This is a genomic window from Magnetospira sp. QH-2 (assembly GCF_000968135.1).
Classification (GTDB): Bacteria; Pseudomonadota; Alphaproteobacteria; order Rhodospirillales; family Magnetospiraceae; genus Magnetospira.
Window position 1 is genome coordinate 1,179,133 of the sequence record NZ_FO538765.1, and the last position, 21,755, is coordinate 1,200,887.

The following is a 21,755-nucleotide window of genomic DNA, read 5'->3' on the forward strand; positions in this document are numbered from 1 at the left end:
TGACCCCCGCAAGCTGGAATATGGCTGTGGGATCATTCACTTGTTGCGGTCTTGGCCAATCCGGGTTTAATGAGGCCCCATGGGTAACGGGAATTCGCGAAGGATATTTTGATGAGCAACAAATCGGTATTGGTAAGCGGCGGCGCCGGGTACATCGGCACGCATACCTGCATTTCTCTGCTGGAGGCCGGATGGGATGTGGTGGTCATCGATAACCTGGACACCGGCGTCAAGGAGCAACTCCCCGAGGCGGTGACCTTCTATGAAGCAGACGTGGGTGACTACGATCACACCCTCAATGTCCTCATGCGCCATGGCTGCCGCTCGATTATCCATTTCGCCGGGTTCACGGTGGTACCGGAATCGGTCACCGATCCTCTTAAGTATTATCGCAACAATACCTGCGTCAGCCGTTCGCTGATCGAGGCCAGCATCGCGGCGGGGATCGAATCCTTTATCTTTTCCTCCACCGCCGCAGTCTATGGCGACCCGGAAACCCTGCCGGTGACGGAGGACGAACCGGTCAAGCCCTTGACCCCCTATGGCACGTCGAAGCTGATGACCGAATACATGCTGCGCGACGTGGCGGCGGCCACCGATTTGAAATACGTCGCCCTGCGTTATTTCAACGTGGCCGGGGCGGATCCGCAAGGACGGACCGGGCAGAGCACCCCCAATGCCACCCACCTGATCAAGGTCGCCTGCGAAGTGGCGGCGGGGCAGCGTCCTTCCATGCAGATTTTCGGCGACGACTACGACACCATCGACGGCACCTGTGTGCGCGACTTCATCCATGTCACGGATCTGGCCGACGCCCATGTGGCGGCGCTGGACTATCTGCGCGATGGTGGCGAGAGCCAGATTATGAACTGTGGGTACGGTCGCGGGTTCTCGGTCCGGCAAGTGGTGGATATTGTCGGTGAGATTTCCGGGGCACCGATCAACGCCGTGGTCGGCCCGCGACGGGAAGGCGATATCGTCGATATCTGTGCGGCGACGGACCGCCTGCGCTCGGTGCTCGGTTGGGTGCCGAAGCATGACGATCTGCACGAGATTATCTCGTCGGCCTACGCCTGGGAAAACCGCGAACGATAGAGGCTGAATTCCGCCGCCCGCGGCCTGATCATTGGCTGCGGAAGGCAACTCTTTGGATCGTAAACAGGAAGCCGACGAACACAAAGAGTCCCGCATAAAACATCCAGTTCGTGAACAGGGATTTGATCATCCCCGTCATCCCGGGTCCCTGAACGCGGCCATTGCGCGCGTTGCCCGATACCGAGCGGATGGCGTCCTGGTTGAGCGCATCAAAGGGGTCAACCTGTTTATTGGGAAACAAGTCTTCGTTGGCCGCCGTGCCGGGCTCGGCGACAGCACCCACATTGCTTGTATCGTTACTCTTGTCGATCGTCACACGACCCAGCCCCAGGATGGAAATGCTGACCGATCCATCCCCCGACTCTGTTGGGTCCAAGATATTTGTCGCGATATCTTTGATGGTTTCCTTGATCAGCGGTGAGGCCGCTATGCTTCCGTCCTGGCCACCGGACGATCGCTGTCCACCAGAAGATCCTCCCTGAGCGCTCAATGCGGATTTCACGGCTTTCAGGGCTTCGGTTGCCGCGGCCGTTGCCGGATCTTGAGCGGTCGGCGGGGACTGCATGCTATTGACCTGTCCCCCAGCGGCGGTATTCCCGGGTTGGCCGGACCCCGATCCCGCCATGGGTTCTGGCGTGGCCCCATACATATCAAGGACTTTGCCCAAATTGACGTTGTTGCCCTGGCGGGGTTGCTGGTATGGGTTCATGGGCTGATCCGCGCCCATTGTCCCAACGTCCTGGAACGCGGAATCCGGGGTGACCATGGGGAGGGTCGGTGATGCACCGGGCACCATGGGGTCTCTTGTGCGGGACGTACCGCCCGGAATCAAAAAGGAATTGCCGTTGTTCAGGCCCCCGTTGCCGAAGCCGCCATCACCAAACGTATCAACCCCGAGGTCTTTTATTTGAAGACCTCCTTTGGAGCCGAGGCCGACACTGGTCGCGGGATCGGCGATTGCCGTCGAGGCACCGATCCAAGCGAAACAGGCGGCTATGGCAATGCCGCGATGCAATTGATTGAAAAGCGGAACCCGTTGATCGGCGGATGAATATGGCAACTTACTGATCCACTTCGTTTAATCGCAGATCGGAGCGATCTGACTGGATACGGGAGTCATCCATAAGGGTACGATAAGTTCCAACGAGTGTCCAGCAGCTACCCCCGAAAGGAGATTTTAAATGGGCAATCATCCATTGATTGCTTTCTATTGCTTGGACCGTCGGAAGACTTTTGATGCCGCGGCTTGAAGGTCGATACGGACCGGATGACGAAATACGAAAATTCCAATGAGCCACCCTAAAGTGGCCCCAGAGGCCGCGTAAGCGAAGTGTATCAGGTAGGACTCCACGGCATATCCCAAGGTGAAGTGAACCGTGGCTGGAACGGCGACACTCAACAACGCCACCCCCAGACTCCTCCAGCAACTGAGAATGAGAGCCAGGGGATTTAGACCCAGGTGCCGCCTCAGGAAATAGGAGAATGTGACGAAGGCGATCAGGTAAACCAGACCCATGCTGGCAGCAACCGCGGTGAGGGAATAGGTTGCGGCGATGACGATAGCGCCGACGCGAACACCTTGAAATATGATGGCAGCCCGCAGATTCGATCCCACTTCGCCCAATGCCACGAGGACCTGATTGGCCATGCCGAAAAAGGGTTTTAGCAAGGTGGCGAAACAAAGGATCTGGATCAAGGGAATGGCGGCATCCCATTGGTCTCCGAACATGATCCTCACCACCGGGAAGGTCGTGAATATGAGCACCCCGAAGAATGGCCATGCGAAGACCGTCAGGTATTCGACCGATCGGATATAGGCCTGTTTGAGATCGGATCCTTCGCGGTTCTTAGCGGAAAAAGCCGGCAGCATGACGGCTTCAACCGCTTCCATAAATCGAATATCAAACAGATTGATCAGGCCCTGAGCGCGGCTAAACAGGCCGACGGAAGTGAAACCCAGGATCCGACCAATGATCAGGTCATTGGCGCTGTTCCCAAGGGTCTCGAGGATTTTTGAGATGCCAACACGACCGCCAAAGGATAGGACCCTGCGCCACTCCTTAAAGCCCGGCAGGACCATGGCCGCATCAGGTTTTGCCAGGGAGCTCATGATAACGACAACGACAATCTGAACCACCGACGACCAAGCCAGGCTGTAGTAACTGAATCCCAAATAGGCAAGGGCGATGGATGTGCCCGCATGGGCGAAGGAGGAGGTCACGCGGATACGCATCAGAGCGCCGAAATTCATTTCCCGGCGCAAAAGAGCGAAAACCGGCGAACTGAAAGGCAGCAACAAGAAGTTGAGGCATAGAATTCGAATGACTTCGCCGACACCGACGTTGTCGTAGAACTGGGCGATGGTTCCACTTGCGGCGAAGAGGATGGCAGCCAAACTCCATGCGGCGGCTGTGGTGATGCCCAAGGCCGTCTTAATGTGATCCCGGGTCAGGTTGGGTTCTTGGATCAAGTAGGAAGTGACACCGAAATCCCGCAACGTATGGGCCACGGCGATCACGGCATATCCCACCGAGAAGACACCGATTTCCTCGGGAGTCAGCAGACGGGCGACGACGATCACGGCGATCGTAGCGATGGCCGTGGCGCTAAACTTGGTCAAGAATGACAGTGCGACCGCATGACGGATGGTGGCCATGTTTTCCCCTGTGGAAACCGGCGGTCCTGACATTCCGTAAAAAAGGACGATCCCGCCAATGCCGACACCTTATAGCATACCGCGTTGAAGGGAATAGGTTCTAAAGCCTTTCGTGCGACATCACGCCGAAGTCTCGTTGATTTCGAACGCCAATTCAAACTTGGCCATCGCTTCGGTAAACCGTTTGATTTCGTCAGCCGACCGCGCATCGCTCTTGAGGCATTGAGCAAGCCCGTGAATTTCGTGGCAGAGGTCCATGTGGTCATGCCGATCGGTATCGGGAATACGGCGCCCCAGATCCTCGGCGATGAAGGCCAGATCTTTCAACCGTTGGGTCAACAGCTCCCCTCCCATATTGCCCTCTAGCATCGGGTGAAGGGTATTGCTGATTTCCATGGCCTTTTCCGCATGGCGTTGGATTTTCTCGTTATTGACCCGGGCCCGCATGGCATCGATATCCAAGCGGATCTGGTTGATATCATATTTGCCCGTGGCTTTGGCCTGGAAGGAGTTTGGTACCTTGATGGGTTCGACCCTGGCCTGTCCGGCGCGAGGCTTCTTACGACGCTCCGGTCCGGTATAATCGCTGGTGACGATGAATTCCTTGCGATCCTCGATCATCAACATCAATCGCTTGAGAATTTGCGCCGGGGATACTGGCTGGATCAGCAGATCGTCCACGCCTGCCTGGACCCATGTCATCACGTCTTCGGGCTGCGGTGCGTCGATCAAAGCCATGATGATCATGAAAGGGTTGTCGCCCAGGCGATGATTGCGGATGTCCTTGATCTTCTGCACCACTGCATCGCCTTCGAGTTTGCAGTCGAGGATCAGAATATCCGGCATGAGGGACTTCATGTGATCGATCAGCGCCTGTTCATCGCCCACACCATGGATGGACGAGACGCCTTCGCGGTTAAGAATGCCATAAACCGTGCGCCGCAGTTCCGTTGCCCCGATGCCCAAGGCGCTCTCGACCTTGTCCATCTGATAATTCTTGCCAGATACCGAATTGCTCCAGGTTACCCCGGTTCGAGCGCCGACGGATGGGGTGACATTTGCTGTGCCGGTCATGGGCGATTCCCGTTCTTTCTCGTTCATGGTGATCATCATAGCGTTGTTTGACCGGATGGGCTGTGATCTGGGTCACGGAGGTAGAATATCTCATAACAACAAAAATTATATGTATAAAAACAATTGATTGTTTTATCGTGCTATTTTCTGGTTCCGCCCATCGCATTATAGAAAAAAATCCGCCTACGAAATGAAAATTCCAAGCATCTTTCGTGGCTGTCGCGCCCCGCTCGCGCCCCGCTCGTGCCAAGATGACGACCCGATTCTCTGTCCAAGAATCCTGCCCAATCAAGGGGGGCTATTTCGCTTAAGTAGGGGGAGCTTCAAGGCAGCGCGTCGGTCCGATAGAGCTGTATCCGCAGTCCTCCGTGGGAAACCGCGGTCGTCTCCGTCGCAAAGGGCAGTCTTGTTGCCTGGGCCAGGGAGTCCGTATCGGTGATCAGCCCGACCCGCCAGCCGGAAAAACGCTCCAAGAGCGTCTGGCCCAGGCGGTTGTAAAGGGCGAACAAGGGCTTCTTCTTGCCGATCCGGCTGCCATAGGGCGGGTTGATGATCACAAGGCCACAGGGCCCGTCCGGTGGGGCCACGTCGCTGATGGGCTGGCGCTGAAACGTTGTAATCTCGCTGACTCCGGCCTGTTCCGCATTGGCGGTGCTCATGCGAATGGCGCCCGCATCGCGGTCGCTGCCATGGAACCGGGCGCTGGGCGGGGGCCTTTCCCGATCCGTGCACAGCGTCGACCAAGCATCTTGATCGAATGTCGCGAGTTTTTCGAAGGCGAAATGCCGCGACCGGCCCGGGTTGAGGCCCGCTGCGATTTCAGCCGCCTCGATGATAAAGGTTCCCGACCCGCACATGGGATCCACAACAGGTTCCTTGCCGTTGTATCCGCATAAACGCAGGAACAGCGCCGCCATGTTTTCCCGCATGGGGGCCTTGGCGACCGCTTGTTTATGTCCTCGCTTGTGGAGCGCCTCGCCGGAGGTATCGATGCTGATGGTACAGAGGTCGTCGTCGATGCGCGCCTTGATCCGCACCCCGGCATCCGGCGAAAGAGGCGCGCCCCGTTCAGCCTGGATCGCTGTTGAAATCCGTTGGGCCGCCGCTTTCGCATGATAGATCCGAGAGCCCTTGCAGGTCGCCTCCACATGCACCGGTTCGTCCACCTTCAGGATTTCGTTCCAGGGCAGGCGCCGGGCCCGTTTGTCCAGTTGCGCCAAATGCATCGCTCGGAAGGCGCCAATGCGAACGAGAATGCGGCTGGCGCCCCGGAGTTGCAGATGGGCTCGCCAGACCTCGGCCCAGGTGCCTTTTATGGTCACGCCGCCCTTGATCACCTTGGGCGCGCGGAAGCCGTTTTCGATGGCCTCGGCGCGCAAGGGCGCTTCCAGGCCGGGAGCCGTCACCAGTAATATCTCAAACAGGGGAGCCGTATTCATACCCCATGCTTATCCCGAACAGAGCGGGCCGTCGAGGACCCTGTTGAGATGCTTGACGAGGTGGACATCCCCGGAATGTGGGCTACTATGGGCGCCAGCTTCATGGACCCTTATTTTTAAGGCGCTCTCCGCCTGATTTTCTCGTGCGGACGGGGTGCCTCGGATTGAAACGACATGCCTCTTCCTACCTTTATTGTCATTGGCTCGGCCAAATGCGGCACCACTTCCATCCACGCCTACATGCAACAGCATCCGAACGTATGCATGAGCCGTAACAAGGAAACCAATTTCTTTGCTTATGGGGATGACGTGGTCAAGACCCATTGGTCGCATCTGCCCCATCCGGTCAAAACCATGGAAGAGTACCTGGATCAGTTCCATCCGGAAGAAGGCGAGACCGCTCTGGGCGAGGCGTCGCCGATTTATTTCAATGCGCCGAGCGTCCCTCAACGCATCATGGACACCGTGCCTGACGTCAAGCTGATCCTCAGTCTGCGCAACCCGGTTGACCGCGCCATTTCCGGCTATTTCATGCATATTCGAGAAGGGGCGCAGGCCAACAATTTCGATGATTTCGATTTCCGGGCTCGCTATGTGGCCGGTAGCTATTATGCCGAGCTGTTGCAGCGCTATACATCCGTGTTCGGGTTGGAGCGGATCAAGATTGTCCTGTTCGAAGACTTGAAACGAGATGCCGGTGCTTTCATGAGCGATCTCTATGACTATGTGGGTGTGGATGCGGGTTTCTCGCCGGATATGTCGCGGACCCACAATCCCGGCAAGGTACCGAAGAACGAGGCCCTCAATCGCTTCCTATTGAACCCGACCTTACGCAACAAGATCGCACCGCTGTTTCCAGCTCCCTTGCGCAAACTGGGTAAGTCGGCGTTGGAAATGAACCGCACCAGGCTGCCGAAGTTCCCCGAGGATCTGCGGGCACAATTGGTCGATCACTGCCGGGATGATGTGGAAAAGTTGCGGGATTTGACCGGCCTGGACTTTGCGGCCTGGAAAGAATTCAGCGCCTGATCCAATGTCAATCCGACGAAGGATCGGAGACTTGGTCCTTTGCCGGTTTGGGGCCTCGCTTGGCGGGCTTCAGGGACCGGCCTGTCTGTTTCTCGATCGAATCATAAAAGGCGTCGTTGCCGATGGGGCGGCCAATGGATTCCGCCTTGCGAAGGGCATTGAACCGCGCATCTTCTTCTCCGGCGGCAATCAAGCCTTCGGCCTGCTCCAAATAGGGGGCGACGGCGGCGATATCCGTGATGCCGTCGCCGCGCGCCGGATTGCGATAGGCATGAATGGAAGACCAGGGCCAATCCCCCACATGGCTCACCAGCCGCGCCCGAACGGGGTTAAGCGCTCCATAGGCTATACTGGCCACCAGATGGGCCTCATCCATGGCGACACAGCCAAAGCGGCCCTGCCAAAAGTGGCCCGAGCGGTTCTCCCGTGCGTGCACATGCCCGGCGAAGCGGCGGTGAACCTTCGAGAGCGCCCGCCGCAATCCGTCTTCATCACTCGGTGTCAGAATTAGGTGCACATGGTTCGGCATCAGGCACCAGCCCAAAACGCCGACGGCGCTGTTTCGGCAATGTGTGGCCAGCAGGTCCCGGTACAATTGGTAATCGGCCTCGCCAAAGAAGGTCTGCGCCCGCCCATTGCCGCGCTGGGTCACATGGTGAGGTATACCGGGAAGAACAACGCGGGCGAGTCTGGCCATGGGGGGGAGCTTAACAGAGAGGGAGCAGGAGCGTCAATTAGTGCACTGTCACCTTTATTACCTGTCACCTTTATTACCTTTATATAAAAGCCGCTCAAAGCCGCTCGCCCCGCTCAATTCCAAAGCCGAGGGGGGGGGGCTCAGTTCGAAGAGCGATCGTAGGCTTCCAGCAGTTTCCACATGACAATGGGGATCTGGCGCAGAATATCCGCCGGGATCTCCAGGATGGTGGCCGTTTCCTTGACCTTGTAATTGGTCGGGCGCGGCGGCTGAGAGATGATTGATTCTCCGCCCATGAAGTCACCGGTCTTGAGCACCGTGACCGCCAGGGTGCCGACCAAGCAATCCACCGTGCCGGACTTGATCATGAACAGCGATCCGGCATGAACATCAATGGAGGTGCCGGGTTTGGCGTCATGATGGATGATGGTTCGCTCGGCGATGACATTGTGGGTGGCGTAAGAGACTTCCTCGCCGAATAGCCAAGTGCCTTGCAAGAAGGTGCGGGTTTCGTGCAGCCGCTCGATGCGGTCGTGGAAATCATTCTGGTGCACGAAGTCTGCGTACATAGTGCCCGGGATGCGCATGGCCTGGACGAAACTGGCGGTGCGGTAGGTGGCGTTGCAGGGAAGGCCGTGCAGGCCGGAGTACTCGCCGACCAACGTGCCAGCCGACAACGGATAGGCCGTGGGCGAGTCTGATTTGATCATCTCGACGATACCGGACAGGATCAGCAGGATCTCGGTATTATGCTCGCCCTCACGCATGATGATGGTGCCGGGGTTGAGGGTGAACAACTGGTTGTTCATGATGTTGCGCGTGGTATGGCGCACGGCATCGGGGAAGTAGGCGCGCAGATACTCAAAGGCGGTGCGCCGGGCGATATCCGTATGATCCGGGATCAGGATATGGGTGGTGCCAAAGGGCGCGTCCGAGCCGATTTCCTTCTGCCTGGCGGTCAGGTCCAGCGAGGTGTGGGACAGGATAATCATGTCCGACGGATCGTTTTCGAAATCTTCAGCCATGCCGTGGATCAGTCCGCCGCCAATATCGATCTTCTTGATATTGGCCGGATGGAGATAATCCTTCTTGGTCTTCTCGAACATCTCCTGGGTGATGCCGATTTCCTGACCTTCCTTGCGGATCATGCCCTCGAGAATGTTGAACGAGGAAATATCGGCAAAATGGGCGTAGGACCGGTGGCCGTCTTCGCCCAAGGTGCGGAACAAGAACAGATTGGTTTCCACCGGATGAGGTGAATGGACGGGCATGACCTCCATGCCTTCCACGTCGTTCCACTGGTCGAAGTTCAGATCCACCACTTCGAAGAAATCGCTGAATCGCTCTTCGCTGATTCCCAAGAGCGCCGTCAGCTTCTTGGTCACGGAATGGCGGACCAAGGGCGTGGCGTAATACTTCATGCGGAATCCGGCCTGGATCAAGGCCGTGATGCCGGCAAAATGGTCATCATGGGAATGGGTGTGGAAGATGCCCTTGATCTCATTGGTGCCGATACCCAGCGCGGTGAGACTATGCAGCAGGTTCGGCCCGGCATCGATCAGGTAGATATAGCCCTGATACATGAGGATGCTGGCGGTACAGGGGCGATTGACATCCCAACCATCGCCATCGCCGGAATGGATGATGCCGAAATGCTCGCGCTTGATCTCGTGAAAGCCCATGCGGTAGGGCGGCGCATAACGCTGATCCTCGGTCAAATTCAAATCGACGCTGACTTTGTCGCCGTTGTGAGCGAACTCAAAGCAGTTGAACGAGGTTCGACGAACCGTCACCCCGTTGCGGATCTCCACCGGGTCCACTCCGACGCTGCGATTGTCGAGTAGGTCCTTGGACTCACGAATCTTGCCAAAGGCAAACTTGAGTTTCAGGCTCATCATCTCGGTGGCTTCGTCGGGGGACATGCCCGCCTGTTCCAGTTCCTCTTGGGACACCAGACCATAGTTGCCGCGGAAGATATACTCCATCTGCGCCTTGACCTGACGCTCTGACCCCAACAAGACCGGACGGTTGCCCTTGTTGTTGGGATGGTTGGGCAGAATCATGCCTTGGCGATAGAGCATCTGCAGAACCGGGAATTCAGCCAGATTGGCGAAATGGCCGTTCTGGATCATGGCGTCGGAAAGCAAGATGGCGTTGGGGCCGGACTCGAATTTGACACCGTCCTTTTCCATCGGGACGATCAGCCCGCGCAGCATCAAGTGTTTCACGCTGTCGGCAGGGGATCCACAGAGCACATACAGGTCCGCTTCAGGCACCTCAATCCAATGGATGCCTGTGGAAACTTGGATCTTGCGCAGGGATGCCATCAGTTCGTTTCTCTATATCCTGCGACCGGTCATGTTCGTGACCGCCAAGCACGTGAGGTCAATGGGACACCGCAACGACTTGGAATTATAATAAGTTTCAGACCCATATCCACGTATTAAAGGGCCATCACCCCATCATGACAACCCTAAACAAACATGGAATTCCTTAATATTTGGTGGTTTTCGCGACACAAACAAACCAAACATTCGTGAGCCTATGGCCAACGACCCGAAATAGCGGGGGTTTTTCATCACGTTTGTGTGTCCCAGGCGGAACCTGGCACCATTATTCCGATCCGGATCGGTGACGATTGCGCCCTTTCTTAATTAGAGGAACGTAATTTTCATGGTGCGTCGGTCGGTCCATCTGATATGGTGCCGGACCGTCTGGTGCCGCCGGGGATGGTGGCAGGCAGACGAGCAAGAGCCACGAATATGTAATGCAGGGGGAATAAACATGTCCAAATTGGTCCCGCCGCACGGCGGTGGAGAACTCATGCCGCTTCTGTTGCCGGAAGTGGAACGTGCCACGGAAGTCGCGCGTGCCAAGAACCTGAAACAGGTTCCCATGAGCAGCAAGGAAACGTCCGACGTCTTGATGTTTGCCATGGGCGCCTACACGCCACTCGAAGGCTTTATGAACAAGGCCGACTGGAAGGGCGTCTGCGCCGATATGAAGATGGCGAGCGGTCTGTTCTGGCCGATCCCGATCACCCTTTCCGCCGACAAGGCCCTGGCCGATAGCATCGGCGAGGAAGAGGAAGTGGCGCTGGTCGAAGAAGAGACCGGTCTGATCATGGCGATTATGCAGGTCTCTGAGAAATACGAGATGACGGCCGAAGACAAGGCCTTTGAATGCCAGCACGTCTATACCACCACCGATGGTGAACACCCGGGTGTGCAGAAAGTCATGGGTCAAAAGGACGTCAATCTGGCCGGTCGCGTGATGGTCATCGACGAGGGCGAGTTCCCGTCCCTCCATGGCGATCTTTACCTGCGCCCTGCTGAATCCCGTGCCGCCTTCGCCGAGAAGGGCTGGTCCAAGGTTGCGGCTTTCCAGACCCGTAACCCGATGCACCGGTCGCACGAACATCTGGCCAAGATCGCCGTGGAAGTCACCGATGGTGTGTTCATCCATCAGGTGTTGGGCAAGCTGAAAGCGGGCGATATTCCCGCCGAGACGCGCACCAAAGCCATCCAGGCGATGATCGACAACTACTTTGTGCCGGGCACCGTGATCCAAGCGGGCTATCCCATCGAGATGCGCTATGCCGGTCCGCGCGAAGCGCTGATTCATGCGTTGATCCGTCAGAATTTTGGCTGTTCACACCTGATTGTCGGTCGCGACCATGCCGGTGTCGGCGACTATTATGGTCCGTTCGATGCTCAGCATATCTTCGACAACCTGTGGGACGGCGCCCTGGTCACCGGGGCTCTGAAGATCGACATTACTTTCTACTGCAGCAAGTGCATGGGCATGGCCACGGCCAAGACCTGCCCCCATGACAAGGAACACCATGTGTCCATTTCCGGTACCAAGCAGCGTGAAATGCTGGCCGCCGGTCAGGACATTCCGCCGGAATTCTCGCGGCCGGAAGTGGTCAAGATCCTGCAAGAGTATTACGCCAGCCTGTAACCGGCCCGGCGTTTGATGCCACGGAGGGGGAGAAGCACTCGTTTCTCCCCCTTTTTATTGTCAGCTGTTCTGACCAGCCCAATCTTCGACAAAAGCCTCGAAATCCGCAGGCGGAAGCGGCCGGCTAAAGAAATAGCCCTGGATGTAATCGCAGTCCCGGGCTTTCAGGAAATCGACCGTTTCCTGGCGCTCGGCGCCCTCGGCGACGACAGTCAGATCCAGCCCGTGAGCCATGGTGATGATGGCTTCCACCAGCGCCGCATCGGCGGCATCGCTGGCCACCTCGTCGATGAAGCTACGGTCGATTTTCACCACGTCAAACGGATAGCGTTTGAGGTAGCTCAGCGAAGAATAGCCGGTACCGAAGTCATCGATGGACAGGTGCAGTCCTTGATCATGCAGGTTGTTGAGCACGTTGGCACTGCCGCTTGAATCCTCCAGGATGACCGTTTCCGTGATTTCCAGGGTGAGGAATTCCGGGGCCAGGCCGGTGCGGTCGAGGATTTGGTTGACCCGCTCTTCAAAGTTATCCTGTCGGCACTGCTTCGATGAGATATTGACCGAAACGCGGCCGATGGGCAAACCAGCCTCCTGCCAGGTCTTGACCTGTGTGCAAGCGGTCCAGAGCACCCATTCGCCGATTTGCGTGATGAGTCCCGTTTCCTCGGCCAAAGGGATGAAATCGCCCGGGTTCATCGGGCCCTTTTCCGGATGCGCCCAGCGCAGCAGGGCTTCCGCCCCGGAGATGCGATCACTCGCCAGATCAATGATCGGCTGATAGACCACCGACAACTCTCCGGCCCCCAGGGCATGGCGCAGATCGTTTTCCATTTCTAGCCGGATACGGACTTTTTCGTCGATTTCACCGGTGAAGAAGCGGAAGGCATTGCGTCCGCCTTCCTTGGCCCGGTACATGGCTGAATCGGCATTCTTGAGGAGCGTTTCCACATCGTCGCCGTCGTCCGGGAAGACGGTGATGCCGATGCTGCCGGAGATGAATACGTCGGTATCGTCGATCAGGAACATACTGGCCAATCGATCAAGGATCTTGCTGGCCACCCTTTCCACATCACGGGTATGAGCAACCTGTGACAGGATCACGGTGAATTCGTCGCCGCCCAGTCGGGCCACCGTATCGGATTCCCGGATGCAGCCGGTCAGGCGCTCCGCGGCCTGTTGCAGCAACTGATCACCGGCCGCGTGGCCCAAGGTATCATTGACCCACTTGAACCGATCCAGATCGATGAACATCAAGCCGATCCGTCGTTCGGCGCGCTTGGCCTGAACCAATCCGGAGCGTAACCGCTCCAGGAACAAGGTGCGGTTGGGCAGTTGGGTGAGGGCGTCGTAGTTAGCCTGTCGACGGATGACCTCTTCCGCCTCCTTGCGCTTGGTGATATCGCTGAACAGCGCCACATATTCGACCATGGTGCCTTGATCGTCGCGGATGGCGGCGATGGACAGCCAACCGGCAAACTCCTCGCCATCCTTGCGCTGATTCCAGATTTCTCCTTCCCAATGGCCGGATTTCGACAGTTCTTCCAACATCTCGTTGAAAAAGGTGGACCCATGTCGCCCCGAATTGAGAATGGCAGGGTCCTTGCCTATGACCTCTTCAGCAGGCCAATGGGTGATACGGGTAAAGGCCGGATTGACAGCTTTGATGTGATTGTTGGCGTCCGTGATCATGATCGCATCGGCGGAATTCTCGAACACCGCCGCAGACAAGCGCAGGATTTCCTCGGCCTGTATCCGGTCGGTGATATCGGTGACAAAGGCGAAGAAGGAAGTTGGCGTCTTGGGATCATCGACCAAGGATGTGGCGCTGATCCGGGTATATACCGTGCGGCCGTCCAAATGGCGCAAGGCGAGCTCGAAGCTGGCCTGCCGGTTCTGGATCAGGTAGTTCAGGTGGGATTCCAAGATGGCTTTATTGTCGGGCTCGACAAAGTCGGCAATGGAACGGCCGACAATATCCTCCCGGTTGCGCCCCAACATGCCGCCCAGAGCCTTATTGATTTCTTCGGTCATGCCATCGGGCGTGAAGCGCCAATAGCCATCGACAGCCGTATCGATGACGGTTCTGTAAAGGCGCTCGCTGGCCTTGACCGCCTGTTCCGCCTGAACGCGCTCTTCCACGTCTTCGAAAATCAGAATGGCGCCTTGGGAGGGATCTTGTGGTGCCACGGCCCGGCTGGTGAACCGGCACCAAAACAGAGTGCCATCCTTGCGACGTAGCTTTAGTTCCGCCCGGTAGGTCCTGTTTTCGGCATGGATTGGTGCCGCATCTCGGTTCATGGCCGCATAGTCGGACGGGGAGTAAAATAGATCGGCGATGGACAGGCCGCTGGGCGATGCCGCCCCCAATCCGAACAGAAAACCGAACCTGGCATTGGCCCATTCCACACGCTCACCGACCAATCGGGCGATGCCGACAGAGGCGTTTTGCAACACCGCCTCTTGTTCCGAGGCGATCCGGTTCAGGTGCTCCTGGGTATTCTTGGACTCGGTGATATCGGAATAGATGCCGACGGTACCGCCGTCGGGGGTGCGGTGCTCACTGATCTGCACCCAGCGCCCGTCGGGTAACTGTTGTTGGAACCGTTCATCGCAGGCCAGATGGCGGCGAATTCTTTTTTCAATCCATTCCGTCTTGGCCTGATCGCTTTCATAGCGCCGAACTTCAGCCTGGGCGCGGATCACATCGGAAAACGTGACATCCGAATCCAAGACAGCCGCAGCGTTTGGAAAGAACAAACGGTAGTTCTCGTTGCACATGACCAGCTTGTCATCCGCATCCCACAACACCAAGGCCTCGGCAACGCTGTTGACCGCGCCGATGAGCCGGGATTCCGCCGCCGATGCCCGGGCTTCACTGTCCCGCATGGCCCGGTCGGCCCGTTGGCGTTCTATGGCATAACGCAACGACCGAGCGATCAGGCGGCCGTCGCCGTCTCCTTTGACCAGAAAATCCTGCGCGCCTTTCTGCATCGCGGCCATGGCAAAGGCATCATTGTTGGTACCCGTCAAGACGACAATGGGCAGATCAGGCGCTTGGGACAGAACCTTTTCCAATGTGCCTTGGCCATGGGAATCGGGCAGCGACAGGTCGAGCAGTACCACATCGAAAGTGTCATCGGCCAAGGTTTTGAGGGCCGCTGCCAGACTATCAACATGGATGAATTGTATGCTGTCCCGTCTGGCCTCGGATTCCTGAACCAGGATCTCCACAAGGCGGGCGTCGCCGAGATTGTCCTCGACCAATAAGACCCGTATGGGCGGTGTGTTCATGCTGTCCAGATCAGCCCCGGATCCCGCACTCGAGACCCTGTCTTTTGAATTCCCTTGTAACGTAAGCTATTTCCGGCAAATGCTCTAGTCGGAAAAATCGTTGTATTTGCGGGCATTGCCGCGCGCTTTATGGACCGGGTACTTGGACTCGTTGAGTTCAATCTTGTCGCGCGCCACTGTTTCCAGGTCCAATCCGGCCCGTTCGCAAATCATCAGCAGGTACAGGAATACATCGGCGCATTCCTCGCCCAGGCGGTGTTGGAACGCCGTGTCGGTCAAGGCTTGCTCCAGATCCTCGTCGCTCTTCCATTGGCTCAGTTCGAGGAGTTCGGAGGCCTCTAAGGTCAAGGAAACCATCAAATTTTTCAAGCTATGATACGGTCCCCAGTCCCGTTCGTCGCGGAACCGGATCAGCCGTTGCGTCAGGTCATGATGGGTGCTGGTCATAGCCGGATTGGTGCCACGGGGCCTTTGGGGAAACAAGCCTTTTTTCGTTCCAGGAATCTGGCGGCTATTTCTCTGTCATGCGGGCGATTCCATCCCAATCTTCCGCTGGGGGGGTCTTGGCATACTGCTGGCAGCGGTCCAGGTACAATGCCGCCGGTCCGTCGTTGGGGTAGGCATCCAATATCGCACGGAAGCCGTCGGTGGCTCGGGTCCATTCTTGCCGATTGTAAAGCCCGTAAGCCTCATCCCAAAGAGACAGTAAATTATTCAAGTGCTGCGGTGCCCATAGGATGGGATTGATGTCATTGGTTTCCCAAGGGACGCCGATCAGCTCGCAGATTTCCATGGGCTGATCCGCACCCTTGACCGCGACACGATCGATAGGCCGGGTCACAAATCGGTCGCCAATTCGATCTCTCACTTCGCCAGAGACCAAAATCGTCGTGCCATAGACCTTGTTTACGCCTTCCAGCCGCGAGGCCAGATTGATGACCGACCCGATGGCCGTGTAGTTGAGGCGGTCTGAACTGCCCACGTTGCCGACCACCGCCTCGCCGCAATGCACGCCAAAGCGGGTATGCAACGCGGGCAGGCCGCGGGCATCGTTTTCCAAATTGTAGACCATGTTGCCGATGCGGCACTCCAAGGCCGCGAAACAGGCGTTCGCCACATGGTCCGCGTCATTGGTCGGGGCGTTCCACAGGGCCATGATGGCGTCGCCGATGAACTTGTCGATGATGCCCTGACGTCGGTCAATGGCCACCCCGAGCAGATCGAAATAGCGATAGGTCATGCTCATCAACTCTTCGGGCTCAAGGCCTTCCGAGATGGTGGTGTAATCCGCGATGTCGGAGAACATGGCGGTCAATTGCTGCCGCTCGCCACCGACAGCGGAAGATACTTCGGTATTGAGAATGTGATGGACGAGGCTCTTGGGCACATATAGACCGAAGGTCTTCAGTCCCTGGCGCATGATTTCGAAGGAATTGGAGAGTTGCTCCAGTTCCTTGATCCGGGTACTCGGTAGCTCTGTGTCTCTGATCTCCAGGCGGTGGATGCGTCCGGCTTCTTGCGCGATGCTCTGGATGGTTCGATTGAAGAGGCCGGAAACCCAAAGCGCAATGGGAATGGCGGTCAGAATCGCCAGAATGGCAAACAAGACATTGCCCACCAACGCCTGATCCAGATGCCCCATGAATTCGCGGATCGGGGCGGCGACAATCACCCGGATCGCGCGGCCCGTTCCAGTGAGTGCATCGCGCTGATAGAATAGGATGTCCTGGTTATTGACCGTTCGGAGTTGTTGGCCGGGCCGCAGGTGTGGCACCGAGGCAACCCAGGCATCTTGATGTTCGGAAGCCGCGACCAAGGCTGCGCTTTGGGTATCGGTCGAAGAAGAATGAGCGATCAATCGTTCTTTGTCGTCAATCAGGAAGACGGCACCGGTTTTCGAAACTTTTTGCTGTCCGAGAAAGCTGTTCAGGCTGTCGGTGGTGATATCGATACCCATGACCCCGCGCCGATTGCCTAGTCGTTGGGCCAAGGTAAACCCGGTTTTGCCGGTTGAATTGTAAATGTAGGCATCCGTGGCAATGGGGGTCTCGGAGGCCATGGCGCTGTTGTACCAAGGGCGCTGCCGAGGGTCATAGGTGGTTTCGGTGTCTTGCTGTTGATCAATGAGCTCAAGCGCCTGATCCAGGAAGTACCAAGTCTGGGGGCGGGTACCATCTTCTTGCCCGCCGATGTAGCGGAGGATATAGCTCGTCCGAGCAGGCGGGGAGATGTTGGCGAATGTCATGCCTTCGCGCATGCGGATCATCTGAAGAAAGTCACCGTCTCGGTTGCCCAAATAGGCAGAGTAAGTATTTTTTGATGCGCCGAGTGTCTCGATCAGTCCGGGGACCAAGGGGTGTGACCGGATATCCTCGGATCGAAGGGTGCCCTCGGGGGCCAAGGTCGGAAGGACGCGGGCGAGGGACGAGACGGCGGTAAACAGGTGTTCCACATGCTCACCCGCCCGCTCGCCCACTTCTACAAACAACCGGTGGGCGGAATTCATGGCGGCCTGGCGCCCGGCATACTGATTAAACACGGTGATCGAAAACGCTGTTACGACCGCCATGAAGATCAAAATGACACTGAGGCTGGATCGGAACGATATCCGCAAGCTCCGCGACCTCATTGGGAAAGGCTTTCGAGCAGGGCTTCGCCTACGGCAAGATCATCGGATCGCAGGGCCGCCCAGGTCTCAATTTCCCTACAGGCAGATTCCTCGATGCCCCAATCCCGAACCAAGGGGCCGAGCATGGCCAGTTCTTGCGGGTCGCCATCTGAGTCCGCATAGACGAGGGCGTAAAGCTCCATCAAGGCGATGATCTGTGCGCTTCTGTCTTCAAAGATTTCGGTGTTCGAATCCCCGTATACCTCTTCTGCGGGGGAGCGGATGTCACCACCCATCTCGGCAATACGACGGTTGAGAAGCTGTTTCTCGGATTCTTCCACGCGCCCATCCGCCAAAATGACTTTCTGTGCCATGGCCAGGAAGGAGGCTTTTTGAGGTTGGTTCAATCTTCCGAGAAACATGACGGACACAAATCCATGCAAAGTTTGAATTTAAATGAAATCGTCCTCAATAGCTGTAGTAAACCGTATCCGACTTGCCGAAGTCGCGGCGGGTGGATTTTTGATTGCCCTGAGCGCGAGGATGCAGGGGGATGTCGTAATCCAGCAAGAATGTCTGCACGTCCGCCGGCGCCCAATCGGCCAGGGCATCGACGCGAAACAGGCGACCGTCCAGATCCACCCGCTGACGGCTTTGGTTCTGATCGGGGCTGTCGGCATAGACGGCACTGATCCAGCAATCAAATGGCGCCAAGACTTCATTTAGGTGGACGCATTCATGAATCAGGCCACCGCCGTCGGGGTCTTCGGCCCAGAGGCATTCGAAATGGTCGGTGTCCTTGGCATCGGGGGCGCCACGGTCGCCGTGGCTTTCTCTGACATTGGTCAGACCGAGTTGTTCGACAAGCTTGTCGCGATAGGCGCGGCTTTCCTCATAGAGCTCCTGGGCATGGCAAAAGACCACTGGCGTGTCGGGGGCGATTTCCGCCACCATCTTCAACAGCACCACGCTCTTGGCCTTCAGCGAGGCCGTGACTACCGTCTTGCCGGGAAATTTTTCCTTCAGCAGGCATTCCAGAAGTTCAAAGGCGTCCTTGCTTTCTGCATAGGCCCGGATATCCTGAAGCACGGTCAAAGGCTTGATCCCCTCTATTGGCATGCCGCTCCCGACGGCTGTTCGGCGGCAGTCTAACTCAGTTGTACAATGCGCACAAAAGATTTGCCCTCGGTGGCTCGGGATGTGTTCCACCCGCCAGGCAGCCTTGCTAGTATGAATTTCAATTTTAAGGACGAATCGGTGTCAAACGACGTCATACCTCAGTCGGCGGTGGTTGCTTTTCGCGCCGGTCGCGATGGGCCAGAGGTCCTGCTTATTACGTCCCGGGATACCGGTCGTTGGGTGCTGCCCAAAGGTAACATTAAATCGGGGCTGAGCGCCGCCAAGTCGGCCGCCGAGGAGGCGTTCGAGGAAGCAGGTATCTTCGGCAAGGTGATGACGCCGTCGGTGGGCCGCTACAAGTATTCAAAGTCCGGTGGCAATGGGCGGGTGACCTGCAAGGTCGAGGTCTTCCTCATGGCCGTGAATCGGATAAAAAACGATTGGCCGGAAAAGTCCGAGCGCAAACGCAAATGGATGACCATCCCCAAGGCAGCGCAGATGGTCCACGAACGCAAGCTCTCGTCCCTGCTGCACCGGGTGGCGTCGCGCATCGAGGCCAAGACGCAATCCAAGGCTGCCTGACCGCTTTTCAAATCAAGTTCGCGACGATGAGCGCCATTTGGGCTATCATGGGGTCTCGGGTCGTTTGAAGGGTTACGCCGCATGTCGGACAAGACGTTTCAGGACAAGGTCAAGAATCTGAGCGATCGCATCGGTCAGGAGGATGTGGACGGGTTGTTGGATGAACGCGTGCTGGACGAATTGCTCCTCGATCAAGGCACCGATACCGGCGACGACTGGATTCACACCGCCGACGGTACCACCGAACACGGTGGCGGCGGTGGCGGCGGTATGGGGCAGCGCTTTTCCGACGAGGATTGGGTGCACTTTGTGGACCGGGAAAGCGCCGAGGAAGAAGAGTCCCCCAGCGATCAGAAAAAGCACGAGCCGGACAATGTCGCCGATGCCGTGGATGCGGAACACACCAAAAAAGGATGGCGCGCGCGCCTCAAATTGCGGACCTGACGGACCGCCCCTATGATGACTCTCCCACGTTTCCCGAGTGCCGTCTTTTTGGCTGGCATGCTGTTATCCGGTTGCGCGCCACAATTGGCGGAGAGACCACCGACGATCAAATCTTCGGCGGCCAAGGTGGATTGGTTATCGATTTTACCAGACCGCGTGGCGCCGCTCACCCATGACCGGGCCGGTCGATGGCCGATGATTTTGTGGAACGGCGTGGGATTCGAGCCTCTGGCACCCGAGCAGATTACCATGATGCTGGATCGGGGCTTGGTGCCTCACCTGCGTTTGCACGCAAACATGATTCCCGCCGCGCGGGCTCTTCAAGCCGCCGGGGCGCCGGTCATCTTGATGCAGGGCGAAAGCGGACCTTGGGCCTATGCGATGACATCTACGGGCAAAGGCGACACCTTGGTGCCGGGGCAGTTCGAGGGCTGGGCCGAGGCCGCCCGCCGCATGCGCCAGACCATGGCGGCGTTTCGCGATGCCGGCGTGACCGTGGACGCGGTCTGGCTGGATTACGAGGTCGCGCCCTCCACCACCCCCCTGGCGGAGGTTCTCGCTTCGCCGGAAGGACGGGCCGTGACTCCGCCAGAGGCTAAGATTTCGCCACGGGCCTTCGCTCGCTACCGCCGACAGCTTTGGACATCGCTCATGTCCGCCTATGTGGCCGGGCCGATCCGTGAGGTTTTTCCCGCCGTTTCGGTCACCAATTGGATGACCGTCCTGTCGCTGCCCGAAAACCCGGTTCCCGGCATGACGAGCGGACGGCTGCCCATGACCGACCCGGGCCTGTTTACAGCCACCAACCCGGTGGCCTATGGCACCGATGCGGCCTTTCTCAACCTGTGGCCGGAACAGGCGCCAAAGGATCGGGACGGGGTGGACCGTGCCTATATGGCGATCCTGCTCGGCCAAGTCTCTGCCGATGCCGCCAATCGCCGGGCCGCGGCCCCCCATCTGAAGGCCATTCCCTGGGTTGCCCGCTGGGTTCCCCTGGTAGCCAAGCCCGAGGAATTCTTTGGCGGTCTTGGAGTCAATTTAAGGCCGACGGGGGAGGGGGCCCGCATTGTTGGGATCTTACCCAACACACCTGCCGAAAGGGCCGGATTGATGGCGGGGGATCTGTTGCGTCAGGCCGACGGGTTGACCCTGGCGGGACTTACCCTGCCACACTTGGTGGCCCGGCTGCGCGGCGCACCCGGCAGTACGACAGAGCTGGAAGTCCGCAGGGGCCCGCATGATCTTTCCATTATCGTTGAGCGAGCCACCATCCATTTAAAAAGCCCGGCTATCCCGATGATGAGTCGGGAGCGCTATCGGGAGGCGCTGCGGCACCTGTGGATGCGCGGGATCAATGGCATGCAGATTTTCAACAGTACTACCCCCGGGGATGCCGAAACGGTTATCGCCGAAGTATCCGATGCGGTGGCGGTCTATGACGAGATGTTGGCACACCGGCGATTTCTCGAAGACGGCGTTCCCTTGAACTTGGCCGTCCCCGATCCGAACCAGCGGGTCCACTGGTCGGGTCTGCGATTGGGAAACGAAGCCCTGGTCCGGGTGATTTCCGTCGCACCCTTTGGAACGGAGCTAACTGTGCGGCCTTGGGGGGAGGAAGGTGTTTCGCTCCTGGCATCCGCTCGCGGTGCCACCTACAAACTCCAGCGCGTGGAAGGCCGGATTCGGGCCGAAAGCACCAGCGACTCGGCGATCCGCCCCTGATTCCCGCGCTGCTTGTGGCCGATCGTCTGGGCGATA

At 57.8% G+C, this 21,755-nt stretch carries 17 protein-coding genes; 6 read left to right on the forward strand and 11 right to left on the reverse strand.

Translation table 11 applies throughout. The annotated features are described in order from the left end of the window. Positions 1-111 precede the first annotated feature (111 nt). Positions 112-1,095 (forward strand): UDP-glucose 4-epimerase GalE, encoded by a 984-nt coding sequence (gene galE, locus MGMAQ_RS05580; RefSeq protein ID WP_046020767.1) that lies wholly within the window; start codon positions 112-114, stop codon positions 1,093-1,095. A 28-nt stretch (positions 1,096-1,123) separates the two neighbouring features. Here galE and MGMAQ_RS05585 read toward each other — a convergent pair whose 3' ends face one another. The 4 genes from MGMAQ_RS05585 to MGMAQ_RS05600 form a co-directional block, all read right to left on the reverse strand. After that, positions 1,124-2,155, reverse strand: a complete 1,032-nt coding sequence (locus tag MGMAQ_RS05585) for a hypothetical protein (RefSeq protein ID WP_046020768.1) — start codon at positions 2,153-2,155, stop codon at positions 1,124-1,126. A gap of 147 nt (positions 2,156-2,302) precedes the next feature. Further along, the gene (locus MGMAQ_RS05590) at positions 2,303-3,715 is read right to left on the reverse strand and encodes a lipopolysaccharide biosynthesis protein (protein ID WP_158498788.1); all 1,413 of its coding nucleotides are present in this window, start codon (positions 3,713-3,715) and stop codon (positions 2,303-2,305) included. Positions 3,716-3,871: 156 nt separating this feature from the next. Continuing rightward, on the reverse strand, positions 3,872-4,864 hold the full coding sequence (locus MGMAQ_RS05595; RefSeq protein ID WP_082085289.1) for a response regulator: 993 nt from the start codon (positions 4,862-4,864) through the stop codon (positions 3,872-3,874). 284 nt (positions 4,865-5,148) lie between these two features. Beyond that, positions 5,149-6,264 (reverse strand): class I SAM-dependent RNA methyltransferase, encoded by a 1,116-nt coding sequence (locus tag MGMAQ_RS05600; protein ID WP_046020771.1) that lies wholly within the window; start codon positions 6,262-6,264, stop codon positions 5,149-5,151. A 174-nt stretch (positions 6,265-6,438) separates the two neighbouring features. Between MGMAQ_RS05600 and MGMAQ_RS05605 the strand changes: the two genes are divergently transcribed. Continuing rightward, a complete protein-coding gene (locus MGMAQ_RS05605; protein ID WP_046020772.1) occupies positions 6,439-7,293 on the forward strand; it encodes a sulfotransferase in 855 nt (284 codons plus the stop codon). 7 nt (positions 7,294-7,300) lie between these two features. Here the strand turns inward: MGMAQ_RS05605 and MGMAQ_RS05610 are convergent, their stop codons facing one another. Further along, on the reverse strand, positions 7,301-7,990 hold the full coding sequence (locus MGMAQ_RS05610; protein ID WP_046020773.1) for a transposase: 690 nt from the start codon (positions 7,988-7,990) through the stop codon (positions 7,301-7,303). 140 nt (positions 7,991-8,130) lie between these two features. Then, positions 8,131-10,317 carry a cyclic nucleotide-binding domain-containing protein gene (locus MGMAQ_RS05615; RefSeq protein WP_046020774.1) on the reverse strand — a complete coding sequence of 729 codons (2,187 nt, stop codon included), beginning with the start codon at positions 10,315-10,317 and terminating at the stop codon, positions 8,131-8,133. A 457-nt stretch (positions 10,318-10,774) separates the two neighbouring features. Here MGMAQ_RS05615 and sat point away from each other — a divergent pair, with 457 nt between their 5' ends. Continuing rightward, positions 10,775-11,953, forward strand: a complete 1,179-nt coding sequence (gene sat / locus MGMAQ_RS05620) for a sulfate adenylyltransferase (RefSeq protein ID WP_046020775.1) — start codon at positions 10,775-10,777, stop codon at positions 11,951-11,953. Between the two features lie 60 nt (positions 11,954-12,013). On the opposite strand, the gene MGMAQ_RS19345 is transcribed toward sat, so the two are convergent. The 5 genes from MGMAQ_RS19345 to MGMAQ_RS05645 all read right to left on the reverse strand — a co-directional run bounded on the left by MGMAQ_RS19345 (position 12,014) and on the right by MGMAQ_RS05645 (position 18,941). Further along, positions 12,014-15,244 (reverse strand): EAL domain-containing protein, encoded by a 3,231-nt coding sequence (locus tag MGMAQ_RS19345; protein WP_052716157.1) that lies wholly within the window; start codon positions 15,242-15,244, stop codon positions 12,014-12,016. An 84-nt stretch (positions 15,245-15,328) separates the two neighbouring features. Then, positions 15,329-15,691 (reverse strand): nucleotide pyrophosphohydrolase, encoded by a 363-nt coding sequence (locus MGMAQ_RS05630; protein ID WP_046022999.1) that lies wholly within the window; start codon positions 15,689-15,691, stop codon positions 15,329-15,331. Between the two features lie 64 nt (positions 15,692-15,755). After that, positions 15,756-17,813, reverse strand: coding sequence for an adenylate/guanylate cyclase domain-containing protein (locus MGMAQ_RS05635; protein WP_158498789.1), 2,058 nt, complete (start codon positions 17,811-17,813; stop codon positions 15,756-15,758). 56 nt (positions 17,814-17,869) lie between these two features. Next, complete coding sequence (locus tag MGMAQ_RS05640) at positions 17,870-18,226, reverse strand: hypothetical protein (RefSeq protein ID WP_148560860.1); 357 nt, start codon at positions 18,224-18,226, stop codon at positions 17,870-17,872. Between the two features lie 94 nt (positions 18,227-18,320). Continuing rightward, positions 18,321-18,941, reverse strand: a complete 621-nt coding sequence (locus MGMAQ_RS05645; RefSeq protein ID WP_252508712.1) for a phosphoadenosine phosphosulfate reductase family protein — start codon at positions 18,939-18,941, stop codon at positions 18,321-18,323. A 168-nt stretch (positions 18,942-19,109) separates the two neighbouring features. On the opposite strand from MGMAQ_RS05645, the gene MGMAQ_RS05650 reads away from it, so the two are divergent. The 3 genes from MGMAQ_RS05650 to MGMAQ_RS05660 all read left to right on the forward strand — a co-directional run bounded on the left by MGMAQ_RS05650 (position 19,110) and on the right by MGMAQ_RS05660 (position 21,719). Next, the gene (locus tag MGMAQ_RS05650; protein ID WP_158498790.1) at positions 19,110-19,553 is read left to right on the forward strand and encodes an NUDIX hydrolase; all 444 of its coding nucleotides are present in this window, start codon (positions 19,110-19,112) and stop codon (positions 19,551-19,553) included. Between the two features lie 81 nt (positions 19,554-19,634). Then, positions 19,635-19,997: a hypothetical protein gene (locus tag MGMAQ_RS05655; RefSeq protein WP_046020779.1), complete on the forward strand. Its 363-nt coding sequence runs from the start codon at positions 19,635-19,637 to the stop codon at positions 19,995-19,997. Between the two features lie 12 nt (positions 19,998-20,009). Further along, entirely contained in the window at positions 20,010-21,719 is a 1,710-nt protein-coding gene (locus tag MGMAQ_RS05660) for a S41 family peptidase (protein ID WP_046020780.1), read from the forward strand. Positions 21,720-21,755: the final 36 nt, after the last annotated feature.